The organism is Candidatus Scalindua japonica (genome assembly GCF_002443295.1).
GTDB lineage: Bacteria > Planctomycetota > Brocadiia > Brocadiales > Scalinduaceae > Scalindua > Scalindua japonica.
This window is the reverse complement of record NZ_BAOS01000028.1, coordinates 30,941-51,012: the sequence shown is the minus strand read 5'-3', so window position 1 is coordinate 51,012 and position 20,072 is coordinate 30,941. Positions and strand designations below refer to the sequence as shown.

The window sequence follows — 20,072 nt, the reverse complement described above, 5'->3', positions numbered from 1 at the left end:
GCAGCCCGAACGGTTTAAACCGCATTTGTTAACTTTAGACATTTCAAACTTATCATTCTTCTAAGGGAATAATGTATGCGATACCGCCCAGCAATTTGCCAACCTTACTTGTGGGGTGACAGGTGATACATCCTTTCATGACTGCATGTACACTGGTAACCACCCTCAGGTGGTCTTTGCCTTCAATGTTTTCAACCTTTTCAAAATATGTTCTTCCCGATATCATTGCGTTAATAGCGTCTCTCTCAAACCCATCTCTGGGGTTATTCTCCGGATTAAATGGAGTACCGGTTGCGTCCAGCAACCTCGTTTTGTACCAACCTTTCTTATCCATTGCTTTAAAAACTCTTTTAGATAATGTAGCAGCAGGCAGTACTGAAGGGTTATCAACATACTCTTCAGTAATAAGGACTATGTAGGTTTTATAAAGTTCATCAAGCGTCAGTGCCATCTTTCTCGCATGATCTAATTCCAAACCCTTAATCGATTTGTACAATTCCTCCATTACCTGTAAAGGCTTTTTAGGAATATCCATAAAATAATCTGCTGGCTCCTCCGCAGTTACTTTAGAACCAGTGAAGAATAACATTAAAATAAACACCGGAATTAACTTCACATTTTTCTTTGCCATGATGTGTATTCTCCTAATATTGTTAAATTAGAAAATAACTCGGTTTTCATAGTTCCCTATTGTAACAAAATAATCTATCAGGTGGTAATTTCTACAAATATTTATTTTTAATAACCATCATTTTTGTACGTGTCATTTCTTCCATAGAATATGGAATGCCACCCATACCAATACCAGATTCATCTCGACCACCAAACGGCATCCAATCAACTCTAAATGCAGTATGGTCATTGACCATGACTGCTGTAGCATTCAGCTTTTTTACAATCTCCAGGCTGGCATCAAGATTACTGGTGAAAGCGGATGCTTGAAAGGCGTAAGGCAAAGAATTCGCCTGTTCGATTGCCTTGTTTCGGTCTGCATAACTAAAGAGACAAACCACCGGACCAAATACTTCATAATTTGAAATTTTTGTATCTTCCGGTGGATTTAAAAGAACAGTTGGAGCATAATAGAAGTTCGAAAGCCGTTGGCCTCCACATAGCAAAACGGCTCCTTTTTCAACAGCTTCATTGACCCACTGTTCAACCCGATCAACTTCTCCGGGTTCAATAAGAGGACCTACTTCTGTTTTCTCATCCAGAGGATCACCGACAATAAGTTCCTTCGCCATAGCTGCTAACCTTTGTGCCACTTCATCACAAATTTTATCATGAACAAACACACGTTGCACAGAAACACAAACCTGGCCCGCATGATAGAACCCACCTTTAAGCAGCCCCGGTAACATCTCGTCTAAATCCGCGTCGGGTTCCACAATAACAGGAGCAGCCCCGCCATGCTCCAGTGCACAGCGCGTACCCGGCGATAGTTTTGATCGTAAATACCAGCCAACTTTGGCAGAACCGATAAAAGAGAGATAATTAATACGCGAATCAGTCACCAGTTTTTCAGTAAGTTCTGTCGCTCCAATAAAAGCGGTACACCAACCATCGGGCAAACCGGCCTCTTTTAAGATATCCATGAATGCGAAACAGGAGAGTGGAGTGGCTTTAGCAGGTTTAATAATGACAGGCGAACCCACGGCGATTGCCGGAACTGTCTGGTGAATAATTAAATTCAGAGGATGGTTAAAAGCACTCACTGAGGCAACTACACCAATAGGTTCTCTCATAGTAAAGGCCAGGCGTTGAGAAGAAGTGCGTGTATGCCCCATAGGGATCTGCTCTCCTTTTATCTGTGCAATATGTTCTACTGCAAGTTTAACTCCGTTGACCGCCCTTAAGACTTCCACCTTTGAATCATGGTATGGTTTGCCACCCTCTTCAGCGGCGTTCTTCGTCAACTTATCAATCTGCCCGGTCATAATTTGAGCAGCTCTTTCTAAAATTTCAATCCGTTCGTAGGCAGGCAGCCAACGCTCAGGATTGAGAAATAACCGGCTGGCTTTACTTAAAATATTCTCCAGTATTTCAGCATCCATCTCAGGTACTTCCTGGATTAGACTCTGGTCATGGGGTCTATTTACCTTGATAACCGTCATTTTATAAATCCTCTTTCTCTTGTTACAAAATACAGGTTTTTTCTTTGAGTAACACATTCAATATACTATGGTTTAAAGAGTAGTCAACGGCTAAATCAATCAGGTTAATACCAGGAGTATTCAGTGCTTTATCCAATTTATCGGAAAAATCCTGCACACTATCAGGACGATAGCCGACAGCTCCATAACTTTCAGCATACTTAACAAAATCGGGGTTATTATAATCCAAACCAAAATCATCAAAGCCCATGCCTGCTTGTTTCCACTTGATCATTCCATAAGCACCATCATTCAGAACAATTACTGTCAGGTCTAAGTTCAGCCTGGTGGCAGTCTCCAGTTCTTGAGAGTTCATCAGAAAGCCACCATCTCCACAAACGGCAACCACCTTCTTGTCAGGTTCTATAATTTTGGCAGCTATAGCAGACGCCAATCCCGCTCCCATAGTTGCCAGAGCATTATCCAGAAGAAGAGTATTTGGATGATAACATTGATAACTTCGGGCAAACCATATTTTATAAATGCCATTGTCTAAACTGACAATACCATTTTCAGGAACGTGTTCTCTTACTATACGAACAACTCTTTGCGGGAGTATTGGAAAACGATCATCCTTGACATATTTTGCTAAATGCTGCTTCACATCCTCTTGAATACGTTTGAAATACGAAAAGTCCCAGTTGACACTCTTTTCTACCACATGTCGAGCAAGATGTTCTACGGAAGTCGCGATATCGCCAACAATAATGAGTTGCGGGTAATAAACATCGTCCACATGTGCGGGGAAAAAGTTAACATGAATAACTTTTTGGCGATCAACCATAAAAAATGGAGGTTTTTCTATCACATCATGACCAATATTGATAATCAAATCGGCCCGGGAAATCGCGCAGTGTAAAAAATCATTATCTGACAATGCAGCTGTTCCTAAACATTGCGGATGCCTCGCATCAACTACCCCTTTGCCCATTTGGGTAGTAAAATAAGGAATTTGTGTTTTCTCAATCAGTTTCTTAAGAGCATTGCTTGTTCGCTTACGATTAGCTCCAGCGCCTATCAGGATTAGAGGCATCTTGGCTTCCTGTATCATCTTGGCTGCTTTTGAGATGTCCTGATCATCTGCGTCTGGCCTCCGATAACCAACTGTCTCAAATATGCGCTCTTCACACTCTTCGGCAGCAATATCTTCAGGCAACTCCAGATGCACTGCCCCCGGACGCTCTTCCTGGGCTATCCTGAAGGCTTCTCTAATCATAGATGGAATACTATTGCCGTTAACAATTTGCTTACTATATTTGGTAAGAGGACGCATCATATCAACAGTATCAATAATCTGGAAGCGGCCTTGTTTGCTTTTCTTTATTGGCTTTTGCCCTGTAATCATGAGCATGGGCATAGCGCCTAAGTTAGCATAAGCTGCCGGGGTCACTAAATTGGTTGCTCCGGGTCCTAGTGTGGAAAGACAAACTCCTGGTTTACCTGTTAATCGGCCAATGGTAGCTGCCATAAAACCGGCACCTTGTTCGTGACGGGTTATAATTAACTTTATTTTCGAATCTTTAAGGGAATTCAAAAAATCTAAATTTTCTTCACCAGGTATCCCAAACACATACTCGACTCCTTCATTTTCAAGGGCTTTAACAAATAAATCAGAAGCTTTCATCATTTTTTCCTTCCCTTTTTAACATCACTGAAAATGTTAAAAAAAAATTTTCTTGTACAAAAATAAGATCCTCACATTTAGCAATCTGTCTTGCCAGGTTAGATCTTTCTAATTGTGGCCATTGTTTATGAGAACTCCTTGTATCAGTCTCCAAATAGCCGTTTGTCCAGAATTCAATCACAAATAGCGTGCCCTTATAGATACCCGGGCGAGCAGGCATACGGAGATGACAACTTTAGAGACAATAATAATAATAAAATACACGCGCAAAAACTAACCGCAAACTAATGGTTCGGTAATATAAATAAATATCGGATTATTTATTTAAAATACTTTAATCTGATTTAAGCTGTTCTTCCTGCGATCAGGAAGAACAGCTTTTAACTACTTTTTAATGTAACTTATCACTAGCAATATTGATACCCACAATGAAATAATTACATACAAAATAAAAACAACCCATAAGCACTGATATAATAAGCCATTACACACAAAGGCGATATTATTAAAATAAAACCAAGTATTGGAATATTAATATATAGCGCATAAATTACGGCTAAAATCTTTGTTTAAAGCAGGTTTATGCGCAAATTTTTCGCTTTATTTTATAAAGCGTGTATATTATGTTTTTACATAAAATTGTAAGGCCTTGTCGTTTTAATCCTTACGTATTACCATATGTATTTGGCTACGAAAAAAAATTATTGGTATAAATATTGCTATCTTTATACAAGGACAACATTTATAAATACTTACCAGATGTTTAATATTTCTAACGATTATTTCATTAACACTCATTATAAAGGAAAATGATTATGTCAGCCAGGAGAACGTTTTTAAAATCATCATTAGCAGTAGCTGCCGGTGTGGTGGCAGGCCGTATATCTCCAGTATCAGCTGGTCCAACTTGTTCTTTCCCCAAAGGCATTGTTTATACAAAACATTATCCGGGTAAATGGTCTAAGAAGGTTAAAGGACACATGCCAAATGTAAAAGTTGCAGGAAATAAGGTAACCGTCACGACTATCCACGGTATGAGCGAAGAACACTATATCGTTAGACATACAATAGTTACCAAATGTGGAGAAGTGCTGGGAGAAAAAACTTTTTCCCCCTCTGATGCTACAGCAAAATCAGTATTTGAACTAAAAGATATCAGTTCTCAATATGCATGGGACACCACAACGCTTTACGCTACCAGCTTCTGTAATAAACATGATCTCTGGGCTGCCGAGTTTGAAGTATAATAATATCCAGACTTTTCATCGTTAAGGCGAAAAGCACTCTTCTTCAAATAAAAAAGGCGCCAACGGTTTTCCCACTCTATTTCAGCTGTGGAATTTGTCATCATTGTACATAAACACACACCGTTCTTGTAAATCACAAACTCTATTTTCATTAACAGAAGGTTTGCCCTATCAAAAGGTTGACTAGAATGATCTTATAAGGTAAACTATCCACTTATAATTAAGTTGTTTTTATTTCACACACAATTTTTTGAAAGTTTTAAAGATGGCAGAGCACGTAATCATTGGTAATGGCGTTGCCGGTATAAAGGCTGCGGAAACAATCAGAAAACATGACTCCGGTTGTAAAATAACAATAATTGGCAACGAAGCTTACGCTTTCTATTACAGGCCACAACTTCCGCAATTTGTTGCTGGAAAGATCGAAGAAGAGAGATTATGGGGAAAAAAGAAGATTTTTTATGAAGATAACAATATTACTACTTGCCTTGGTAAGACAGTAACCGGTATCAAGCCTGACGCTAATGAAATTATTTTAAAAGACGATTCTACAATTAATTATGACTCATTACTGATTGCAACTGGAGGGTTTATAAAAAGAAGGAGCTATCCAGGAAGCGACTTAAATGGAGGCATCGTCCAGCTGAAAACAATTGATGATGCCAAAAACATAAAGGAAAAGATTAAATCCGCCAAGAACGCGGTGGTAGTCGGAGAAGATTTTTTGACATTAGCGTTAATAGAAGCGTTACTTAGTAGCGGACTTGAAGTAACCTATTTATTACGTGGGAATAGACTATGGCCTGAAATCATGGATAAAGATGCATCTGATATACTTATGCAAAGATTAAAAGGCAAGGGCATTAAGGTAAAACATGAAACAGACATAAAAGAGGTGTTTATAAAAAACAGGTTAGTTAATGGGATAATCACAACAGATGGCGAACAAATTGACTGTCAGGTTCTTGGTATTGTTGATAAGCTGCAGCCCAGCATCGGTTTTTTGACGAATAGTGGTGTAAACACTGATAACGGTGTTTTGGTAAACAATAAAATGCTAACTAATTATGACAATATTTATGCCGCCGGTGATGTAGCTCAATTGCCAATCGACCCGGACTCTGAAATTCCTGAAATTAATGTCCGATGGTTAAAAGCGTGGCAACAGGGGCAGGTTGCAGGTTCAAATATGGCAGGAAATAATGCGGAATATGATGAGGTCGCAAGTATCAGCGCAACACAAATATGTGGAATTGATATAGTTTCAATCGGAGTCTCAAATCAATTAAATGGCGACTATGACATAGTGAGGGGTGATTACCCTCATCCCGAGATTGATGTTTATAAAAAACTTGTCTTGAAAAATGACAGAGTAGTAGGAGCTCTCTTTATCGGCAATGTTCAGGAAGCCAGAGAGATTACAAAGGTTATAAAAAATAAAACGAATTATTCAGATATTGATAAAAAGCTTTTAAAGCAGATGTTTGATATGTTTTCTCGAATAAGTAGTTTTCGTGGTTTTTTATGTCCTGTGTGTAAGCTTGAACTTCCAATACCACCTGACGCAAAGGCTGGAGATAAAATAACTTGTCCGGCTTGCGGTATTGAACTAAAAGTAACTGAGAAGATGTTAAAATAATTAATATAATAATAGAGAAAATGTAAAATGGGACAAAAAGGCCAGGTATATTTTTGTGAGATTTGCAGGCAAAAAGTCGAAGTGAAGATAGGTGCTTTTGGAGTGCTTGTCTGCTGTGGGCAGGAGATGAAACTTGTTGAGGGTATGATGGCAACCTGGACTTCAGTTCATCCCAACCCCGTTGGGGGAGCGACTTATATCTGCAAAAAATGTGGACAGCAAATAGCAGTTGTAGAAGAGACAGCAGGTATTTTGGAGTGCTGTGGGCAGAGAATGGAGCGAAAGAAAGCAGTCACTGATTAGATTATTAAGTAATATATAGAAATATTTTTTAAGACAGATAACTAAAAGAGCTTTTTATGAATAAATGGAAATGTGATAACTGTGGTTATGAACTTGATGTAAATGAGCCTCCGGAAAAATGTCCTTCATGTGATAAAACATGCGAATTCAGAGAAATAACCAATTATGTTCCTAAAGATTTCATTCCTGAAGATGAACAGAACGGAAAGTGAATGTAAATTGATATTTAGAACTGAATTTGACATTACAATTGATGGTGGCGGAGTGATTAAGTGCTGTAGCTGTAGGCAGATAATGATAGCAAAAAAATTATTATGCAAAACGAAAAGATAGAGTCGATTTTAAAGAGAGCTGCAGCTAAGGAAAATGGCACGTACATGCTTTACAAAAATGCTGCAGACAAGATGACAGATTTACAAACAAAGAGTGTCTTAAACAGGTTTGCAGAAGAAGAGCTGAAACATAAACAGATGCTTGAGGATTTTAATGCGGAAACGCTTGAAAAATTAAAAATTGAAACAGTTGAAACATCTCGACAGGGAATAACAGAATTCCTTACTGATACAGATGAAGGCCTTGGTGAAACCCCTGATTTTAAGGCCGTACTCGTTTATGCGGCAAAAAGAGAGAAAAAGGCCTATGAATTTTATCGCAATATGTCTGAACACGTGAAAGATTCAGATTTAAAAAAATTGTTTACCTGGCTGGCACAGGAAGAGACTAAACACAAAGAGGATATTGAGGCCCTGTTCTGGGATATAATGTATCGTGAATAATACTATATTATTAAGGAGGTTAAAAAAATGGCTCACAAGCAGCTGAAAGAAATTATGGATATGGCAATTCAATATGAAACTGACGCAAGTGAATTTTACGCAACAGCAGCAGATGTAGCAAAAGATCCTTCTGCAAAAACATTACTAAAGGAATTTGCAAGTATTGAACTGAAACATAAGGTGAAATTGGAAAACTTTAATCTAGACGATGTTGCTCATGAACATCATACCGTTCCACAAACACATGATCTTCATGTAAGTGATTATTTGATGGACAAAGAGATTACTCCGGATTCAACATCTCAAGATATAATGGTACACGCAATGAAGAGAGAACAGAAAGCTTATGAATTCTATGCCAGGATGTTAAAGGTTGTTACCAGTGAAGATGTCAAGTGCCTCTTTGAGGAACTTGCAGCAGAAGAGCTTGAACACAAAGAAAAAATTGAAACAGAATATGATGATGTAGTATATAAAGAAAACTGATATAAATCAGGGAGCTATAAAATGCCTTCGCATAAAACAGAATTATACTATTGTGAAATATGTGGAGCTGAAGTTGTAGTAATAAAAGGTGGGGATGGAACTCTGAACTGTTGTCGCCAGAAGATGAGGTGCAAGATTGATGAATAGGCTTTAATCTGAATCCACTGAAACACCTATCTATTAATGTCTTAATAATGAAAAACGGCATGCTTCAGTTCCCTAACAAAAAATGTACTCAGGGTTTTAGTTCTCCTTACATTGGTAAACAGGACAGACGACCGGATCAACAAAAACCTATTCTATTTTGTTTATCTCCAATTAATTCTCTTACGATACGATGAACCTCACTATTAACTACCAACTCATATTGCGAAAATATATCGTAATTTACTATTAGTAAACTACCGCCAGGCTGCAATATTTTCGCAATAATTAATTACAAACCTCATAGCCAACCTTGGGCGATATTGCTTGCCAATACTTAATGCTCTGCTATAATAAAGCTTATGATACAAAAAAGACTGTTGTCTGCGAAAATAAGTATTTGGCACTAATATTGCGGAATAATCCTTTATGAATGGAAAACTATCCAGATTAATTGGCGACATCATTGTAACTCACACCAGTCAAAAAACAGGCTATAAATATCCCCCTTTTTGTTGAGAGAAGGTGACCCCTTTTGCACGAGGGTCTACACGCATTAATTCAATGCCTACCGAAAATACTAATTAAATATAATCGTATTTTATTCATTTAAATTACAGAAAACCAGTGGTAAAATGAGACCTCACCAAGTGAAGAAAGTTAAACATATATTTATAATAGTTTTTTTGTATTTGTAACAACTACTGTATTGGCAATCCATAGTTGGCAATACAGTGATGCCTATGGGAACAAGAAGGAAGCACCTTTTATACAAAAGATTGGATTATAATTTAATATGCTATTATTTTATCCTTACCTTTAATATCCGCGATATATAAACGTCATGAACAATTCATACATGGCTACCCAAGAGACAAAAAAACAAGCTGATGACAGTACTGTGAGTTTAACCAATAAGTGTTCAAACTGTACACATTGTGGTATCGCCATTACCGATAGAGATAAATCCGTTTTCAATAATGATGGTGATGCATTTTGTTGTTGGGGATGCGAAACGGTCAACAAAATATTAAAAAAAGGAAACTTTTCTCTAATTAATAAACCATCTGCCAGCCTGCCTGAATATGATTTCCTGGATACCAAGTCTTTTTTGCAAGACTATTCGGCAGGCATTGATAATAACAAAAGTATGAGGTTTTTCGTAGAAGGCATTCAATGTACCGCATGCCTCTGGATCATCGATCAAATCCCTGAATGGGTACCTCAAGTTGAGAATGTACATTTAAATATGAGCCAGAACACACTGCTTATTTCATTAAAAGAACCGGGGTACTTTGGCAAAGTGGCATCTGTTCTCTCTGCTTTAGGTTATAAAGCCTACCCTATTAAAAGCCTTGATGAAGCAAAATATTTCCAAAAGAAAGAAAATCATCAGCAATTAATGAAATTGGGAGTTGCTGCTGCCTGTGCAGGAAATATTATGTTGTTCTCTTTTTCTCTTTACTCAGGGCTAAAAGGACAAATGGCCGTTTTATTTGGATATTTGAATCTTGCCTTTTTTCTACCTGTACTCCTCTACTGTGCCCAGCCGTTTTATAGAAGTCTGTGGCGTTCGCTGAAAACGGGACGTCCAAGTATAGACTTGCCAATTGTGGTAGCAGTAATTATTGGTTTTGTTCTAAGCCTGTTTAATTTAATCCAGGGCAATGATGATTTCTATTTTGATTCGCTATCGACACTAATCTTTCTACTTTTAGCAAGCAGATATCTATTGAGTAGAACCCAACAGACATTTATAAATAGTTCATATATGCAAACATTTCTTGACTCACAAATCTGTCACCGTTGGAATAACAAAAGTAATGATTATGACAAAGTTCCCGCAAGAAATTTAAACGTTGATGATAAAGTACTTATTAAGGAGGGAGAACGTGTCCCCTCTGATGGAATCGTCTTGAACGAATGGGTAAATATAAACCCTTCTATCCTCACAGGGGAAAGCCTTCCTCAAAAGCTCTTTAAAGATTCTTCCATCTATGCAGGCACTCAGGTTGTTGCGGGTTATGCAAAAATTCTGGTAAAACATACTGCTGGTAACAGCAGAATCGGACAAATACTGAAAAAAGTAGAGGAGCAGATTTATAATAAAACCCCATTAATTTCATTAACCGATAAGGCAGCACAATATTTCAGCATTTTCATCCTTGTAGCAGGAGCACTGTTTTTCTCCTTTTATATTAATATAGACCCTACTGAAGCGATTAAACGCACTCTCGCTTTAATCATTCTGGCCTGTCCATGTGCATTAGCCTTCGCAACACCACTAACACAAAGCTTGTCATTAAAAAAAGCCGCCAGGAAAGGCTATTTAATAAAAAATGCCGAATCTCTTGAAAAACTGAATTATGTAAAAAATGCTTTTTTTGACAAAACTGGTACGCTTACTCAAGGTCACTTTGAGTTTTTGTCATGGAAATCTCCTCTCTTTGCAGAATCGGATAATTATATTCCTGATCAGGAAACTCTTAATGCGATCTATTCAATCGAGGTGTATTCACAGCATCCTATAGCCAGAACTTTAGTAAAGCACCTCGAAGAGAAATGTATAAAGAAATTGCCCGTCCACTCTTTAAGAGAAATTCCCGGATCCGGAATATCCGGAATAATAGACAATGATAATTACAAAATAGTATCAGCGTTACCTGATGGAAATGACAAAGATGATACTGACATTATATCAAGCCTTGTTTCTATATATAAAAACGGAAAACTTATCGTATACGCATGCCTGGGTGATAGGCTTCATAGTGACGCAAAAGAGACAATTGCCCATATAAACTCCATGGGCATAAAGACACACATCTTGTCCGGTGACAAAAGTATACCTGTTTCAAGCGTCGCAAAAAAACTTCATATAGCAAATGAACAGTTTTCCTCGAATCTTATTCCTGAGAGAAAAAACGACATAATAAAAAATTTCCCTGACTCTTTAATGGTTGGGGATGGAGCAAACGATTCGCTTGCCATGTCTTCTGATACTGTGAGTATTGCAGTTCAGGGGAGCGTGGAAACTTGTTTAGTTGCCGCCGATATTTATGTCACCAGAAAAGGAGTTTCACCGGTAAAAGACTTGATCTTATTAAGCAAGAACACCTTTCGCGTCATAAAAAGAAATCTTGTTTTTTCTTTTATCTATAATTTTGCCGGTGGAGTTGCAGCCCTTTTGGGCTATATTTCGCCTTTTACGGCAGCGATATTGATGCCAGCCAGTTCAATAATAGTACTGTCTTCCTCTGCCCTGGGAACAAGGTTTTTGAGAAGATTTAACAAAATAAATTTTTCACTTAACAATTAAACTATATTTGATAGAATGACCAACCAACAATCATTATTGTTTAGAAGCTGTAAAGCTTATTACAATATTTAAGTCAGGCTGCTTGCCAGGCACAATAGTACCAAATACATTTATATTTATAAAATGGGTTATTACAGATGACGATTCTATATGTTATGATTCCTATTGCAATTATCTTAGTATCGTTTTTTGTCTTTTTTTTCTTATGGGCTGTCAAAGAGGAACAATTCGATGACCTTGAAACGCCTGCCCATAAGATACTGATTGATGACTGGAATGACAAACAAGAGAAAGTAAAGATTTGAAACCAACTCCAAATTATGGGAAAGGAACAGGAAAATGAGCTCTTCGAATGATACCAACTCCGGCGTGGTCCTGGTTAAATATAATGACAAAATAGTCAGGATGTTTACCCTTGCAACCATATTCTGGGTAACAATTGCTATGTTGGTGGGAATAATCATCGCTTTACAAATGGCAGTTCCACAGCTTAACATTACCGGATGGTTAACATTTGGTCGCTTAAGACCATTACACACCAATGCAGCAATTTTTGCTTTTGCTGGAAATGCCATCTTTGCTGGTATTTATCATTCTACACAAAGACTCTTGAAAACAAGGATGTTTTCTGATGGAATGGGTCTACTTCATTTCTGGGGATGGCAATTTATTATTGCTTTAGCCGCAATTACGCTACCCCTTGGTTTATCGCAGGGTAAAGAGTTTGCCGAATTGGAATGGCCTATAGATATTGCGGTTGTACTAATCTGGGTTGTCTTTGCCATCAATTTCTTTGGCACACTACTAAAACGTAATGAAAAACATCTGTATGTAGCTATCTGGTTCTACATAGCTACTATTGTTACTGTTGCGCTTCTCTATATTGTGAACGCAATAAGTATACCTGTAAGCCCATTCAAAAGTTACATAGTTTTTGCTGGTATCCAGGATGCCCTTGTTCAATGGTGGTTTGGACACAATGCCGTTGCCTTTTTCTTAACCACTCCCTTCCTGGGTTTAATGTACTATTATCTGCCCAAGGCAGTAAACAGGCCCATCTACAGTTATAGACTTTCAGTCATACATTTCTGGTCTCTCATTTTCATGTATATCTGGGCGGGACCCCATCACCTTTTAAACACCGCATTGCCAGAATGGCTTCAATTATTAGCTACCGTATTCAGCATTATGCTTTGGGCTCCAAGCTGGGGAGGAGCGGTTAACGGAATACTGACACTTCGAGGCGCATGGCATTTATTGAGAACAGATCCTATCATAAAATTTTTAGTTGCAGCCATAACCTTCTATGCAATGGCCACCTTTGAAGGGCCGCTTTTATCGATAAAGGCGGTAAATGCATTGGGACATTATACTGATTGGATAGTTGGACATGTACATTTAGGAGCACTGGGCTGGAACGGTTTTCTCTCTTTTGGAATGATATATTTTATCGTACCAAGATTATGGAAAACTGAATTATACAGTAAGACACTGGCAAACATCCATTTCTGGATTGGTATCCTGGGAATACTCTTTTATTACGTTTCCATGTTGGCAGCTGGAATTACTCAAGGTTTAATGCTGGGAGCTGTGGATGCAAATGACCGTCTTGTATACCCGGATTTTGTGGAAACGGTAATACGGATTTTCCCTCTATTCCTCTTCCGTGCGTTAGGTGGTATCTTGTTCCTGGGGGGTTTTATTCTCCTGCTTTATAATGTTTATAAAACGATAAAACAGGCGCCAAAAGAGCTGCCAGACGATACCGTACAAGTTAAAACATCCTCAACCGCACCGGTTCATGTTGAACATGGACATAGAAAACTTGAAGGAATGGCTGCCACATTTACTATTCTGGCCCTTATCGCCATATTAGTCGGCTCAATAATAGAGATTGTGCCAACGCTCTCTATAAATAAATACGTTAAAACAGAAAAGAAAGTTGAGCCTTTTACACCATTAGAACTGGCAGGAAGAGACATATACGTGAAAGAAGGCTGTTTTACCTGTCATTCTCAGATGATTCGCACACTACATTCTGATGAGTTGAGATATGGACCTAGGTCTACAATCGAAGAGTCCATGTATGACAGACCGTTTCAGTGGGGTTCTAAACGTACCGGTCCTGATCTGGCGCGGCTTGGCAAAAAATATCCGGATCTCTGGCACTACATGCACATGGAAGACCCACGAGCGGTTATTAAAGAATCGATTATGCCCGCTTACCCCTGGCTGATTACATCAAAAATCAATTTCAGCAGTTTGGGGGGAAAAGTATCACTTTTCAAGAAACTGGGTGTTCCTTATTCAGATGAGGACCTGTCTAATGCGGATAATCACGCAAAAGAACAGGCAAAGAAGATTGCAGAAGGCCTGAAAAAGCAGGGAGTAAAATTAGACGTATCAGACAGGGAGATAACCGCTTTGATCGCCTACCTACAGGCCCTTGGGCAGAAAGGAGGAGAATAATATGAAACAGCTGGCATTATCCCAATATAATAATATATATTTAATAGCAATCGCACTTTTTTTATTCTTATCTGTCTTTATAGGTGCTGTTTTTATGATTTACAGAAAAGGTTCGAAAAAACACTATGATTATTTATCTCAACTACCACTTCGTGAGGAGAATCTGACATGAGTGAAGATAAAACTCAACTGTTTGAAGACAAGTTATTAGAGGGCTATGAGTACGATGGTATCACTGAATATGATAACCCCTGCCCTAAATGGTTAATGTATATTTTCTACTTTACCGCCCTGCTGGCTGTTTTCCTTACCGGCTATCATTTTGGAAGTAACAGCAAGAATAAAATTCTGGAATCTTATGCAATAAAATTAAAAGAAGCGCAAACAGAGTCACAGGTATCGACAGAAGCGTCTATACAAAAACCTGAAGTAAACGAAAGTGAACTTTCATCTCTATTGCAAGATCCTGATGCCCTGGCAGATGGAAGAGAGATTTTTAGTGATCAATGTGCCCTCTGCCATGGGGATTCCGGACAAGGCATGATCGGACCAAATCTCACTGACAATTACTGGCTGCATGGCAAAGGGAAGATTAGCGATATAGCAGTTTCTATAAGAACAGGAATTCCGGAAAAAGGTATGGCCGCATGGGAAGAGAGAATGTCTGAAGAAGAGATCCTGCATATAGCCGCTTATATAAAATCGATACAAGGGACAAAGGTAGACAATGCAAAAGAACCTGACGGTGAGCTTGTAGAAGAATAAAATGCAGGAAAGTATTCAAAAACACCCGGAAGACGGTTTTCACATAAATCAGTTCCCAATGGCGGCACATGGTTTCTTTAGAAAATACAGGAACCTTTCTCAATGGGTGTTAATAGTCGTTTTCATCCTGCTCCCCTGGATTAAAATAAACGGCTTACCTTCCATCCTCATTAATATACCCGATCGCAGATTTACGTTCTTTGGTATCAGTTTCTGGGGACACGACGCGCCACTGCTTTTCTTTGTATTAGCTGGTTTTGCTCTGGCGTTGTTATTTGTTACTTCGGTTTGGGGAAGAGTATGGTGCGGTTGGGCCTGTCCTCAGACAATCCCTGTCGATGGACTATTCCGAAGGATTGAAACTCTTGTGGAAGGGAATCACATTGCCAGAAAGAAGCTTCACGAAACCTCTTTTGACAAAGAAAAAATTTTAAAGAGAGTTGTCAAATGGCTTCTGTTTTTCACTGTAAGTTTAATCCTGTCGCACACCTTTTTTGCATACTTTACCGGTCCTGGAGAGCTCCTGTCAATGTCCCTGGGCTCACCCTCTGAAAACATTTTTACCTTTTTAATAGTAAACACCACTACACTCATTATTCTCCTGAACTTCGGATGGTTTAAAGAACGCCTCTGCACAATCATATGTCCATACGGCAGGCTTCAGTCCGTGTTAATGGATGAGGATTCTCTTGTAGTTGCTTATGATGCAAAGAGAGGAGAGCCTAGAAAGGGGGGAAATGTTAAATCTGAAGAGAGGGGTGATTGTATAAACTGCTTTAAATGTGTTGCTGTCTGCCCCACAGGCATTGATATTCGTAACGGTATCCAGATGGAATGTATCGCCTGTACCTCCTGCATAGATGCATGTAACGAGATTATGCGGATAACAAATAAACCGAAGGGGCTTATACGATATGAATCTGAAAACGGACTGAAAGGCAAAAAAAAAATCTTCTGGAAGATGAAGACAAATATCTACCTCGGGTTGACTATTTTCTCAGTTATCGGACTGTTCTTGTTTATCTTTAACAGATCAGGTTTAGACATCACTGTTTTGAGGGCACATGAAAGCCCTTATCAGGTGCTTGAAACAGCAAAAGAGAAAACTTTAATCGCAAACCATTTTACGCTTAACTTTAAAAACCAGAGTACTGAAAAAATTGAAGTTGATATCATACGATCAGAACATATTATAAGCAAAGAGATAGAAGTTATTGCGGTAACGCTTCCGGTTACAATTCCACCTGGCCAGGCAAAGAAAAATCACATTTTTATAAAATTCCCAAAGTCGATTTTAGAGGGAAGAAGCTACCATAAATTCATATTACACATTGTGACAAAATCAAAAGAGAGAACACAGAAATATAGAAAGGAAATTACACTTGCTGGACCTGTCTAATAATATACTTAATAAGATAAACGACATGCTGCCCGCCATGGTACCTTTTTCAATTATTGCAGCCAGCATTATCGGCAGTATACACTGTGTCGGAATGTGCGGAGGGCTGGCAATGACAGCAGGTGCGCAAAGCAGAAAGGGCCTGTTAAATTATCACCTTGGACGCCTGCTTGGTTATTTCAGTGTGGGCGCTCTGGCCGGATTCCTGGGATCAGAGTTTATCAACTCTGAGATGAAATATATCTCTCTTGTCTCAACGGTTTTTTTAAGTATTAGTTTCCTGGTTATTGGATTCAACATCATGAGAAAAGGGCAATTACATATTAAACAACCTGCTTTCCTGAGGCTTTTTTACCAGAATAGGGTTGGCAGATTACTAAAAAGTAAAACCTCTCATTTTGTTTCAAGTTTCTTCATAGGTCTGTTGAGTCCCCTGTTACCGTGTGGATGGTTATACGGTTTTATTTTAATCGCGGTCGCGACAAACAACCCACTCTGGGGTGGGGTACTACTGACATCTTTCTGGATAGGAACTCTACCCGCACTTTCCGGCATTTCACTATTGGTTAAAAAACCAATTAAACATTTTAACGGTAAAGCATCAATATACATTGGCATTTTTCTAATGTTTATAGGTATTTCAAGTTTAATACTGAAACTATCCAATCTGGCAGTAGAACATTGCTGCCATTAATAATAACCTGCTTCAAGAAAGCTGGAGTGCAGTAACTGTGTTACTACTATTTTATTCAGCGTCATCCGGTTAGGTTTTTACGTATACCGCTTTTGTCATACCCGAATTCCTCGGAATCTATGTGACTCGTTCAATCTGGATTCCCGCACATCAAGTTAAAATTGATAAAAAACAGTCTGCAAGAAAATCGCTAATTCAATGCCATTGCCCATATCTACAAGATGTAGTACATTCTAAATACCCAATATTTTTCACAGAATTAACGATAATGTACATTGAATGGGTGGTATTTTTTTTTGTATAATGACACAAAGTTGAGGCGTGATTTAAAAACTGGACCATCCAGTTGCCTTTACACCAGTAGGGTAGGCACTGCCTACCTTTTTATTTGTGTTTAGATGAAAATGGCAGGCATTGCCTGCCCTACAAAAAAAATGTACGGAAGGTGAAAATAATTATGCCGAACTTTCGAAGAGCATTTGTACCCGGTGGGACTTTCTTTTTTACGGTTGTTACATTTAATCGGCAACGCTTTCTGACCCAACTGGAAAGTCGAAACATTCTTCATGAAGTTATTAATGAGGTGAAGAGAAAATATCCATTTAAAATTGATAGCTGGGTGTTGCTGCCGGAACATCTTCATTGTATTTGGTCACTACCGGAAGGAGATAGTGATTTCTCAAAGCGCTGGGGATTGATCAAAGCATGGTTTTCAAAAAGAACCAAAGGGTTTTTGTATAAAGATGAATGGATGACTAACTCAAAGCGTAAATATCGTGAATCTACAATTTGGCAACGGAGATTCTGGGAGCACATGGTCCGTGATGAAGATGATTTTAATAAGCATATGAATTACGTACACTTTAACCCGGTAAAGCATGGTTTGGTCAAAAGTGTCAATGATTGGCCATATTCAACATTTCATAGATGTGTAAGAGACGGGCTTTATCCACCGGATTGGGGTGGAGATGATTCAAGTAATACAAACGACACAAATTTTGGAGAATAGAACAGTAAAACTTTGGAATTTAGAGACCGATCTTGTGGTTAAAACATATGAGGGACATACAAATAGTGTTTTTAAAGTAGCCTTTAACCAGGATGAAACAAAGATATTATCCGGTAGCGCTGACGGCACATTGCTTGAATGGGATGTCATCACAGGTCGTGTAAGGGCGATTATTCAGGAGAATGGGGGAATGATTGATTGCTTTGCTTTAAGCTCCGACTTCCGGTATATAGTTACAGGAAGCAGAGACAAACTGCTTAGACTCTGGAATGCTGAAACCGGTAGGTTGATTAAAGAATTCGACACGTTTAACTCTGAGATATGGGCAGTAGCCTATTCTAAAAATGGAAAGTTTGTAGTGGCCGAAGGTAATTCCAATTCAATAGGTCATGAGCCAATTCGTCTCTATAATGTTAAGACTGGTATGCTCATCAAGGAGATGAATGGTCATACTCGTGACATTACGGCCTTTGATTTTATATCTGATGATGAAAAAATCATTTCATCATCATTTGACAATACATCCAGGGTCTGGGATGTAAAAACCGGAGAGTGTATTAATACCCTTGGAAGCGGTGATGTGATAGCAATCAGGTCTTTATGTATAAGCAAAGATGGCCGGTTTCTGGTGACTGCCGGTGGCAACGCGATGGTAAAGCTGTGGGAGCTTACAACCGGCAAGCCCCTTCAAACCTTTATTGGCCATGAAGGTATGGTAAGAGCTTCGTGTCTAAGCCATGACAACAAATATCTCTATACCGGCAGCTGGGATGGGACAGCAAGAAAATGGGACCTTAAAACAGGGAAATGCCAGGTAATTTACAAGGGCCATAAGTGTCGGGTTTATAGTATAGCATTAACTAATGATGGCACACGGCTCTTTAGCGGGACCATGGTTGACGCCCCTTCAAACCTTTATTGGCCATGAAGGTATGGTAAGAGCTTCGTGTCTAAGCCATGACAACAAATATCTCTATACCGGCAGCTGGGATGGGACAGCAAGAAAATGGGACCTTAAAACAGGGAAATGCCAGGTAATTTACAAGGGCCATAAGTGTCGGGTTTATAGTATAGCATTAACTAATGATGGCACACGGCTCTTTAGCGGTGACCATGGTGGCGCCGTAAAGGAGTGGGACACCACATCCGGTGAATGTATTGAGACGCTCTCAGGTTTTGATTATATTTGTCATCTGGATCATAACGGCAAGTATCTTGCTATTGCGAACGGGAAAGAGATTAGAATACACAACAGGGAGGATAACTCTACCAGGGATTTAAAAGGACATAATGAATATATTCTTGCTATTGTTATTCATCCTACAGAAAATAAATTAATCTCATGTAGCGAAGATAACACTGCCAAATCATGGGACATTGAAAGCGGCAAATGCATAAAGACTTTCACCGGCCATACAACAACTGTTTTTAATGTAGTAACGAATAATGACTGGAGCTACGCCTTTACCGTAAGCAATGATATGACCTGCAGGCAGTGGGACCTTGAAAGCCGACAATGTGTCAATGTTTTCAAGGGTCACAAGGCGGGTATTATCGGTCTCTGTTATGACACGACAACTAACCACATTATCACCGGCAGTCAAGATGGAACGGTGATGTTCTGGGATGTTGAAACAGGCAGTAATATCGCGACTCTACATATTTACAAAGACCATGCATTGTGGACATGTCCGCAGGAAGAGGGTATGGATGAGCGTTGGTTTTATACAGAGAATCCTGAAAAGCTAAAGATCGTTGAGCAGGATGAAGAGGGAAATATAGTAAACACCCTTGACCCGGACAGCTCAGAAAGAAAGGGCCATATTCAGGCTTACAACAGACAGGACATGGTAACCGCCAGGATCAGCAACCCCGACGAATACAAATGGAAGCAAATACACTATTAAATTACAAAAGGGAATCATTGTTCCCTTTTGTAATTTAATCATCATATATATAAGTCCATATTTCATAAACAATAACATCATACCACTAACACTTGTTCCGCTTTCTCCTACAGTTTATTCTATATGAGAATGAAAACCCAG

20 protein-coding genes are annotated in these 20,072 nt (G+C 38.9%); 17 read left to right on the top strand and 3 right to left on the bottom strand.

Annotation, left to right across the window (positions count from 1 at the left end; genetic code table 11):
• Window positions 1–52: 52 nt before the first annotated feature.
• From SCALIN_RS14705 to SCALIN_RS14695, 3 genes are all read right to left on the bottom strand, one after another.
• Window positions 53–631, bottom strand: a complete 579-nt coding sequence (locus SCALIN_RS14705) for a c-type heme family protein (protein ID WP_096895219.1) — start codon at window positions 629–631, stop codon at window positions 53–55.
• A gap of 91 nt (window positions 632–722) precedes the next feature.
• Window positions 723–2,114 carry an aldehyde dehydrogenase family protein gene (locus tag SCALIN_RS14700; RefSeq protein ID WP_096895218.1) on the bottom strand — a complete coding sequence of 464 codons (1,392 nt, stop codon included), beginning with the start codon at window positions 2,112–2,114 and terminating at the stop codon, window positions 723–725.
• Between the two features lie 22 nt (window positions 2,115–2,136).
• Window positions 2,137–3,777, bottom strand: coding sequence for an acetolactate synthase large subunit (locus tag SCALIN_RS14695; protein WP_096895217.1), 1,641 nt, complete (start codon window positions 3,775–3,777; stop codon window positions 2,137–2,139).
• An 815-nt stretch (window positions 3,778–4,592) separates the two neighbouring features.
• On the opposite strand from SCALIN_RS14695, the gene SCALIN_RS14685 reads away from it, so the two are divergent.
• The 17 genes from SCALIN_RS14685 (at window position 4,593) to SCALIN_RS14610 (ending at window position 19,931) form a co-directional block, all read left to right on the top strand.
• Window positions 4,593–5,024 carry a desulfoferrodoxin family protein gene (locus SCALIN_RS14685; RefSeq protein WP_096895215.1) on the top strand — a complete coding sequence of 144 codons (432 nt, stop codon included), beginning with the start codon at window positions 4,593–4,595 and terminating at the stop codon, window positions 5,022–5,024.
• Between the two features lie 265 nt (window positions 5,025–5,289).
• Window positions 5,290–6,663 carry an FAD-dependent oxidoreductase gene (locus tag SCALIN_RS14680; protein ID WP_096895214.1) on the top strand — a complete coding sequence of 458 codons (1,374 nt, stop codon included), beginning with the start codon at window positions 5,290–5,292 and terminating at the stop codon, window positions 6,661–6,663.
• A gap of 27 nt (window positions 6,664–6,690) precedes the next feature.
• Window positions 6,691–6,966, top strand: coding sequence for a hypothetical protein (locus SCALIN_RS14675; RefSeq protein WP_096895213.1), 276 nt, complete (start codon window positions 6,691–6,693; stop codon window positions 6,964–6,966).
• A gap of 56 nt (window positions 6,967–7,022) precedes the next feature.
• Window positions 7,023–7,178 (top strand): rubredoxin-like domain-containing protein, encoded by a 156-nt coding sequence (locus SCALIN_RS22835; protein WP_203415514.1) that lies wholly within the window; start codon window positions 7,023–7,025, stop codon window positions 7,176–7,178.
• A 102-nt stretch (window positions 7,179–7,280) separates the two neighbouring features.
• Complete coding sequence (locus SCALIN_RS14670; RefSeq protein ID WP_096895212.1) at window positions 7,281–7,742, top strand: ferritin family protein; 462 nt, start codon at window positions 7,281–7,283, stop codon at window positions 7,740–7,742.
• A gap of 27 nt (window positions 7,743–7,769) precedes the next feature.
• Complete coding sequence (locus tag SCALIN_RS14665; RefSeq protein WP_096895211.1) at window positions 7,770–8,228, top strand: ferritin family protein; 459 nt, start codon at window positions 7,770–7,772, stop codon at window positions 8,226–8,228.
• A 21-nt stretch (window positions 8,229–8,249) separates the two neighbouring features.
• On the top strand, window positions 8,250–8,375 hold the full coding sequence (locus SCALIN_RS23455; RefSeq protein ID WP_096895210.1) for a hypothetical protein: 126 nt from the start codon (window positions 8,250–8,252) through the stop codon (window positions 8,373–8,375).
• An 841-nt stretch (window positions 8,376–9,216) separates the two neighbouring features.
• Window positions 9,217–11,688, top strand: a complete 2,472-nt coding sequence (locus tag SCALIN_RS14655) for a heavy metal translocating P-type ATPase (RefSeq protein ID WP_096895209.1) — start codon at window positions 9,217–9,219, stop codon at window positions 11,686–11,688.
• 137 nt (window positions 11,689–11,825) lie between these two features.
• Complete coding sequence (gene ccoS / locus SCALIN_RS14650) at window positions 11,826–11,993, top strand: cbb3-type cytochrome oxidase assembly protein CcoS (RefSeq protein WP_096895208.1); 168 nt, start codon at window positions 11,826–11,828, stop codon at window positions 11,991–11,993.
• A gap of 34 nt (window positions 11,994–12,027) precedes the next feature.
• Window positions 12,028–14,157 (top strand): cytochrome-c oxidase, cbb3-type subunit I, encoded by a 2,130-nt coding sequence (gene ccoN, locus SCALIN_RS14645; protein WP_096895207.1) that lies wholly within the window; start codon window positions 12,028–12,030, stop codon window positions 14,155–14,157.
• 1 nt (window position 14,158) lies between these two features.
• Entirely contained in the window at window positions 14,159–14,329 is a 171-nt protein-coding gene (locus SCALIN_RS14640) for a cbb3-type cytochrome oxidase subunit 3 (RefSeq protein WP_096895206.1), read from the top strand.
• Window positions 14,326–14,922, top strand: a complete 597-nt coding sequence (locus tag SCALIN_RS14635; RefSeq protein WP_096895205.1) for a c-type cytochrome — start codon at window positions 14,326–14,328, stop codon at window positions 14,920–14,922. Before SCALIN_RS14640 ends, SCALIN_RS14635 begins: the two co-directional genes overlap by 4 nt.
• Before the next feature lies 1 nt (window position 14,923).
• Entirely contained in the window at window positions 14,924–16,321 is a 1,398-nt protein-coding gene (ccoG, locus tag SCALIN_RS14630) for a cytochrome c oxidase accessory protein CcoG (protein ID WP_096895204.1), read from the top strand.
• A complete protein-coding gene (locus tag SCALIN_RS14625; protein ID WP_096895203.1) occupies window positions 16,305–17,015 on the top strand; it encodes a sulfite exporter TauE/SafE family protein in 711 nt (236 codons plus the stop codon). The genes ccoG and SCALIN_RS14625 overlap by 17 nt, the downstream gene beginning before the upstream one ends.
• 457 nt (window positions 17,016–17,472) lie before the next feature.
• On the top strand, window positions 17,473–18,024 hold the full coding sequence (locus SCALIN_RS14620) for an REP-associated tyrosine transposase (RefSeq protein WP_096895202.1): 552 nt from the start codon (window positions 17,473–17,475) through the stop codon (window positions 18,022–18,024).
• A 34-nt stretch (window positions 18,025–18,058) separates the two neighbouring features.
• Entirely contained in the window at window positions 18,059–18,952 is an 894-nt protein-coding gene (locus SCALIN_RS14615) for a WD40 repeat domain-containing protein (protein WP_162532344.1), read from the top strand.
• Window positions 18,888–19,931, top strand: coding sequence for a WD40 repeat domain-containing protein (locus SCALIN_RS14610; protein WP_096895200.1), 1,044 nt, complete (start codon window positions 18,888–18,890; stop codon window positions 19,929–19,931). The genes SCALIN_RS14615 and SCALIN_RS14610 overlap by 65 nt, the downstream gene beginning before the upstream one ends.
• The last annotated feature ends 141 nt before the right edge of the window (window positions 19,932–20,072 follow it).

Bases quoted from the DNA above. Each gene is read 5' to 3' on its own strand.
- SCALIN_RS14610 (WP_096895200.1), top strand. From the start codon at position 18,888: ATGATGGCACACGGCTCTTTAGCGGGACCATGGTTGACGCCCCTTCAA.
- SCALIN_RS14675 (WP_096895213.1), top strand. From the start codon at position 6,691: ATGGGACAAAAAGGCCAGGTATATTTTTGTGAGATTTGCAGGCAAAAA.
- SCALIN_RS14620 (WP_096895202.1), top strand. From the start codon at position 17,473: ATGCCGAACTTTCGAAGAGCATTTGTACCCGGTGGGACTTTCTTTTTT.
- ccoG (WP_096895204.1), top strand. From the start codon at position 14,924: ATGCAGGAAAGTATTCAAAAACACCCGGAAGACGGTTTTCACATAAAT.
- SCALIN_RS14685 (WP_096895215.1), top strand. From the start codon at position 4,593: ATGTCAGCCAGGAGAACGTTTTTAAAATCATCATTAGCAGTAGCTGCC.
- SCALIN_RS14700 (WP_096895218.1), bottom strand. From the start codon at position 2,114: ATGACGGTTATCAAGGTAAATAGACCCCATGACCAGAGTCTAATCCAG.
- SCALIN_RS14665 (WP_096895211.1), top strand. From the start codon at position 7,770: ATGGCTCACAAGCAGCTGAAAGAAATTATGGATATGGCAATTCAATAT.
- SCALIN_RS14655 (WP_096895209.1), top strand. From the start codon at position 9,217: ATGAACAATTCATACATGGCTACCCAAGAGACAAAAAAACAAGCTGAT.
- SCALIN_RS14640 (WP_096895206.1), top strand. From the start codon at position 14,159: ATGAAACAGCTGGCATTATCCCAATATAATAATATATATTTAATAGCA.
- SCALIN_RS23455 (WP_096895210.1), top strand. From the start codon at position 8,250: ATGCCTTCGCATAAAACAGAATTATACTATTGTGAAATATGTGGAGCT.
- SCALIN_RS14695 (WP_096895217.1), bottom strand. From the start codon at position 3,777: ATGAAAGCTTCTGATTTATTTGTTAAAGCCCTTGAAAATGAAGGAGTC.
- SCALIN_RS22835 (WP_203415514.1), top strand. From the start codon at position 7,023: ATGAATAAATGGAAATGTGATAACTGTGGTTATGAACTTGATGTAAAT.
- ccoS (WP_096895208.1), top strand. From the start codon at position 11,826: ATGACGATTCTATATGTTATGATTCCTATTGCAATTATCTTAGTATCG.
- ccoN (WP_096895207.1), top strand. From the start codon at position 12,028: ATGAGCTCTTCGAATGATACCAACTCCGGCGTGGTCCTGGTTAAATAT.
- SCALIN_RS14705 (WP_096895219.1), bottom strand. From the start codon at position 631: ATGGCAAAGAAAAATGTGAAGTTAATTCCGGTGTTTATTTTAATGTTA.
- SCALIN_RS14635 (WP_096895205.1), top strand. From the start codon at position 14,326: ATGAGTGAAGATAAAACTCAACTGTTTGAAGACAAGTTATTAGAGGGC.
- SCALIN_RS14680 (WP_096895214.1), top strand. From the start codon at position 5,290: ATGGCAGAGCACGTAATCATTGGTAATGGCGTTGCCGGTATAAAGGCT.
- SCALIN_RS14670 (WP_096895212.1), top strand. From the start codon at position 7,281: ATGCAAAACGAAAAGATAGAGTCGATTTTAAAGAGAGCTGCAGCTAAG.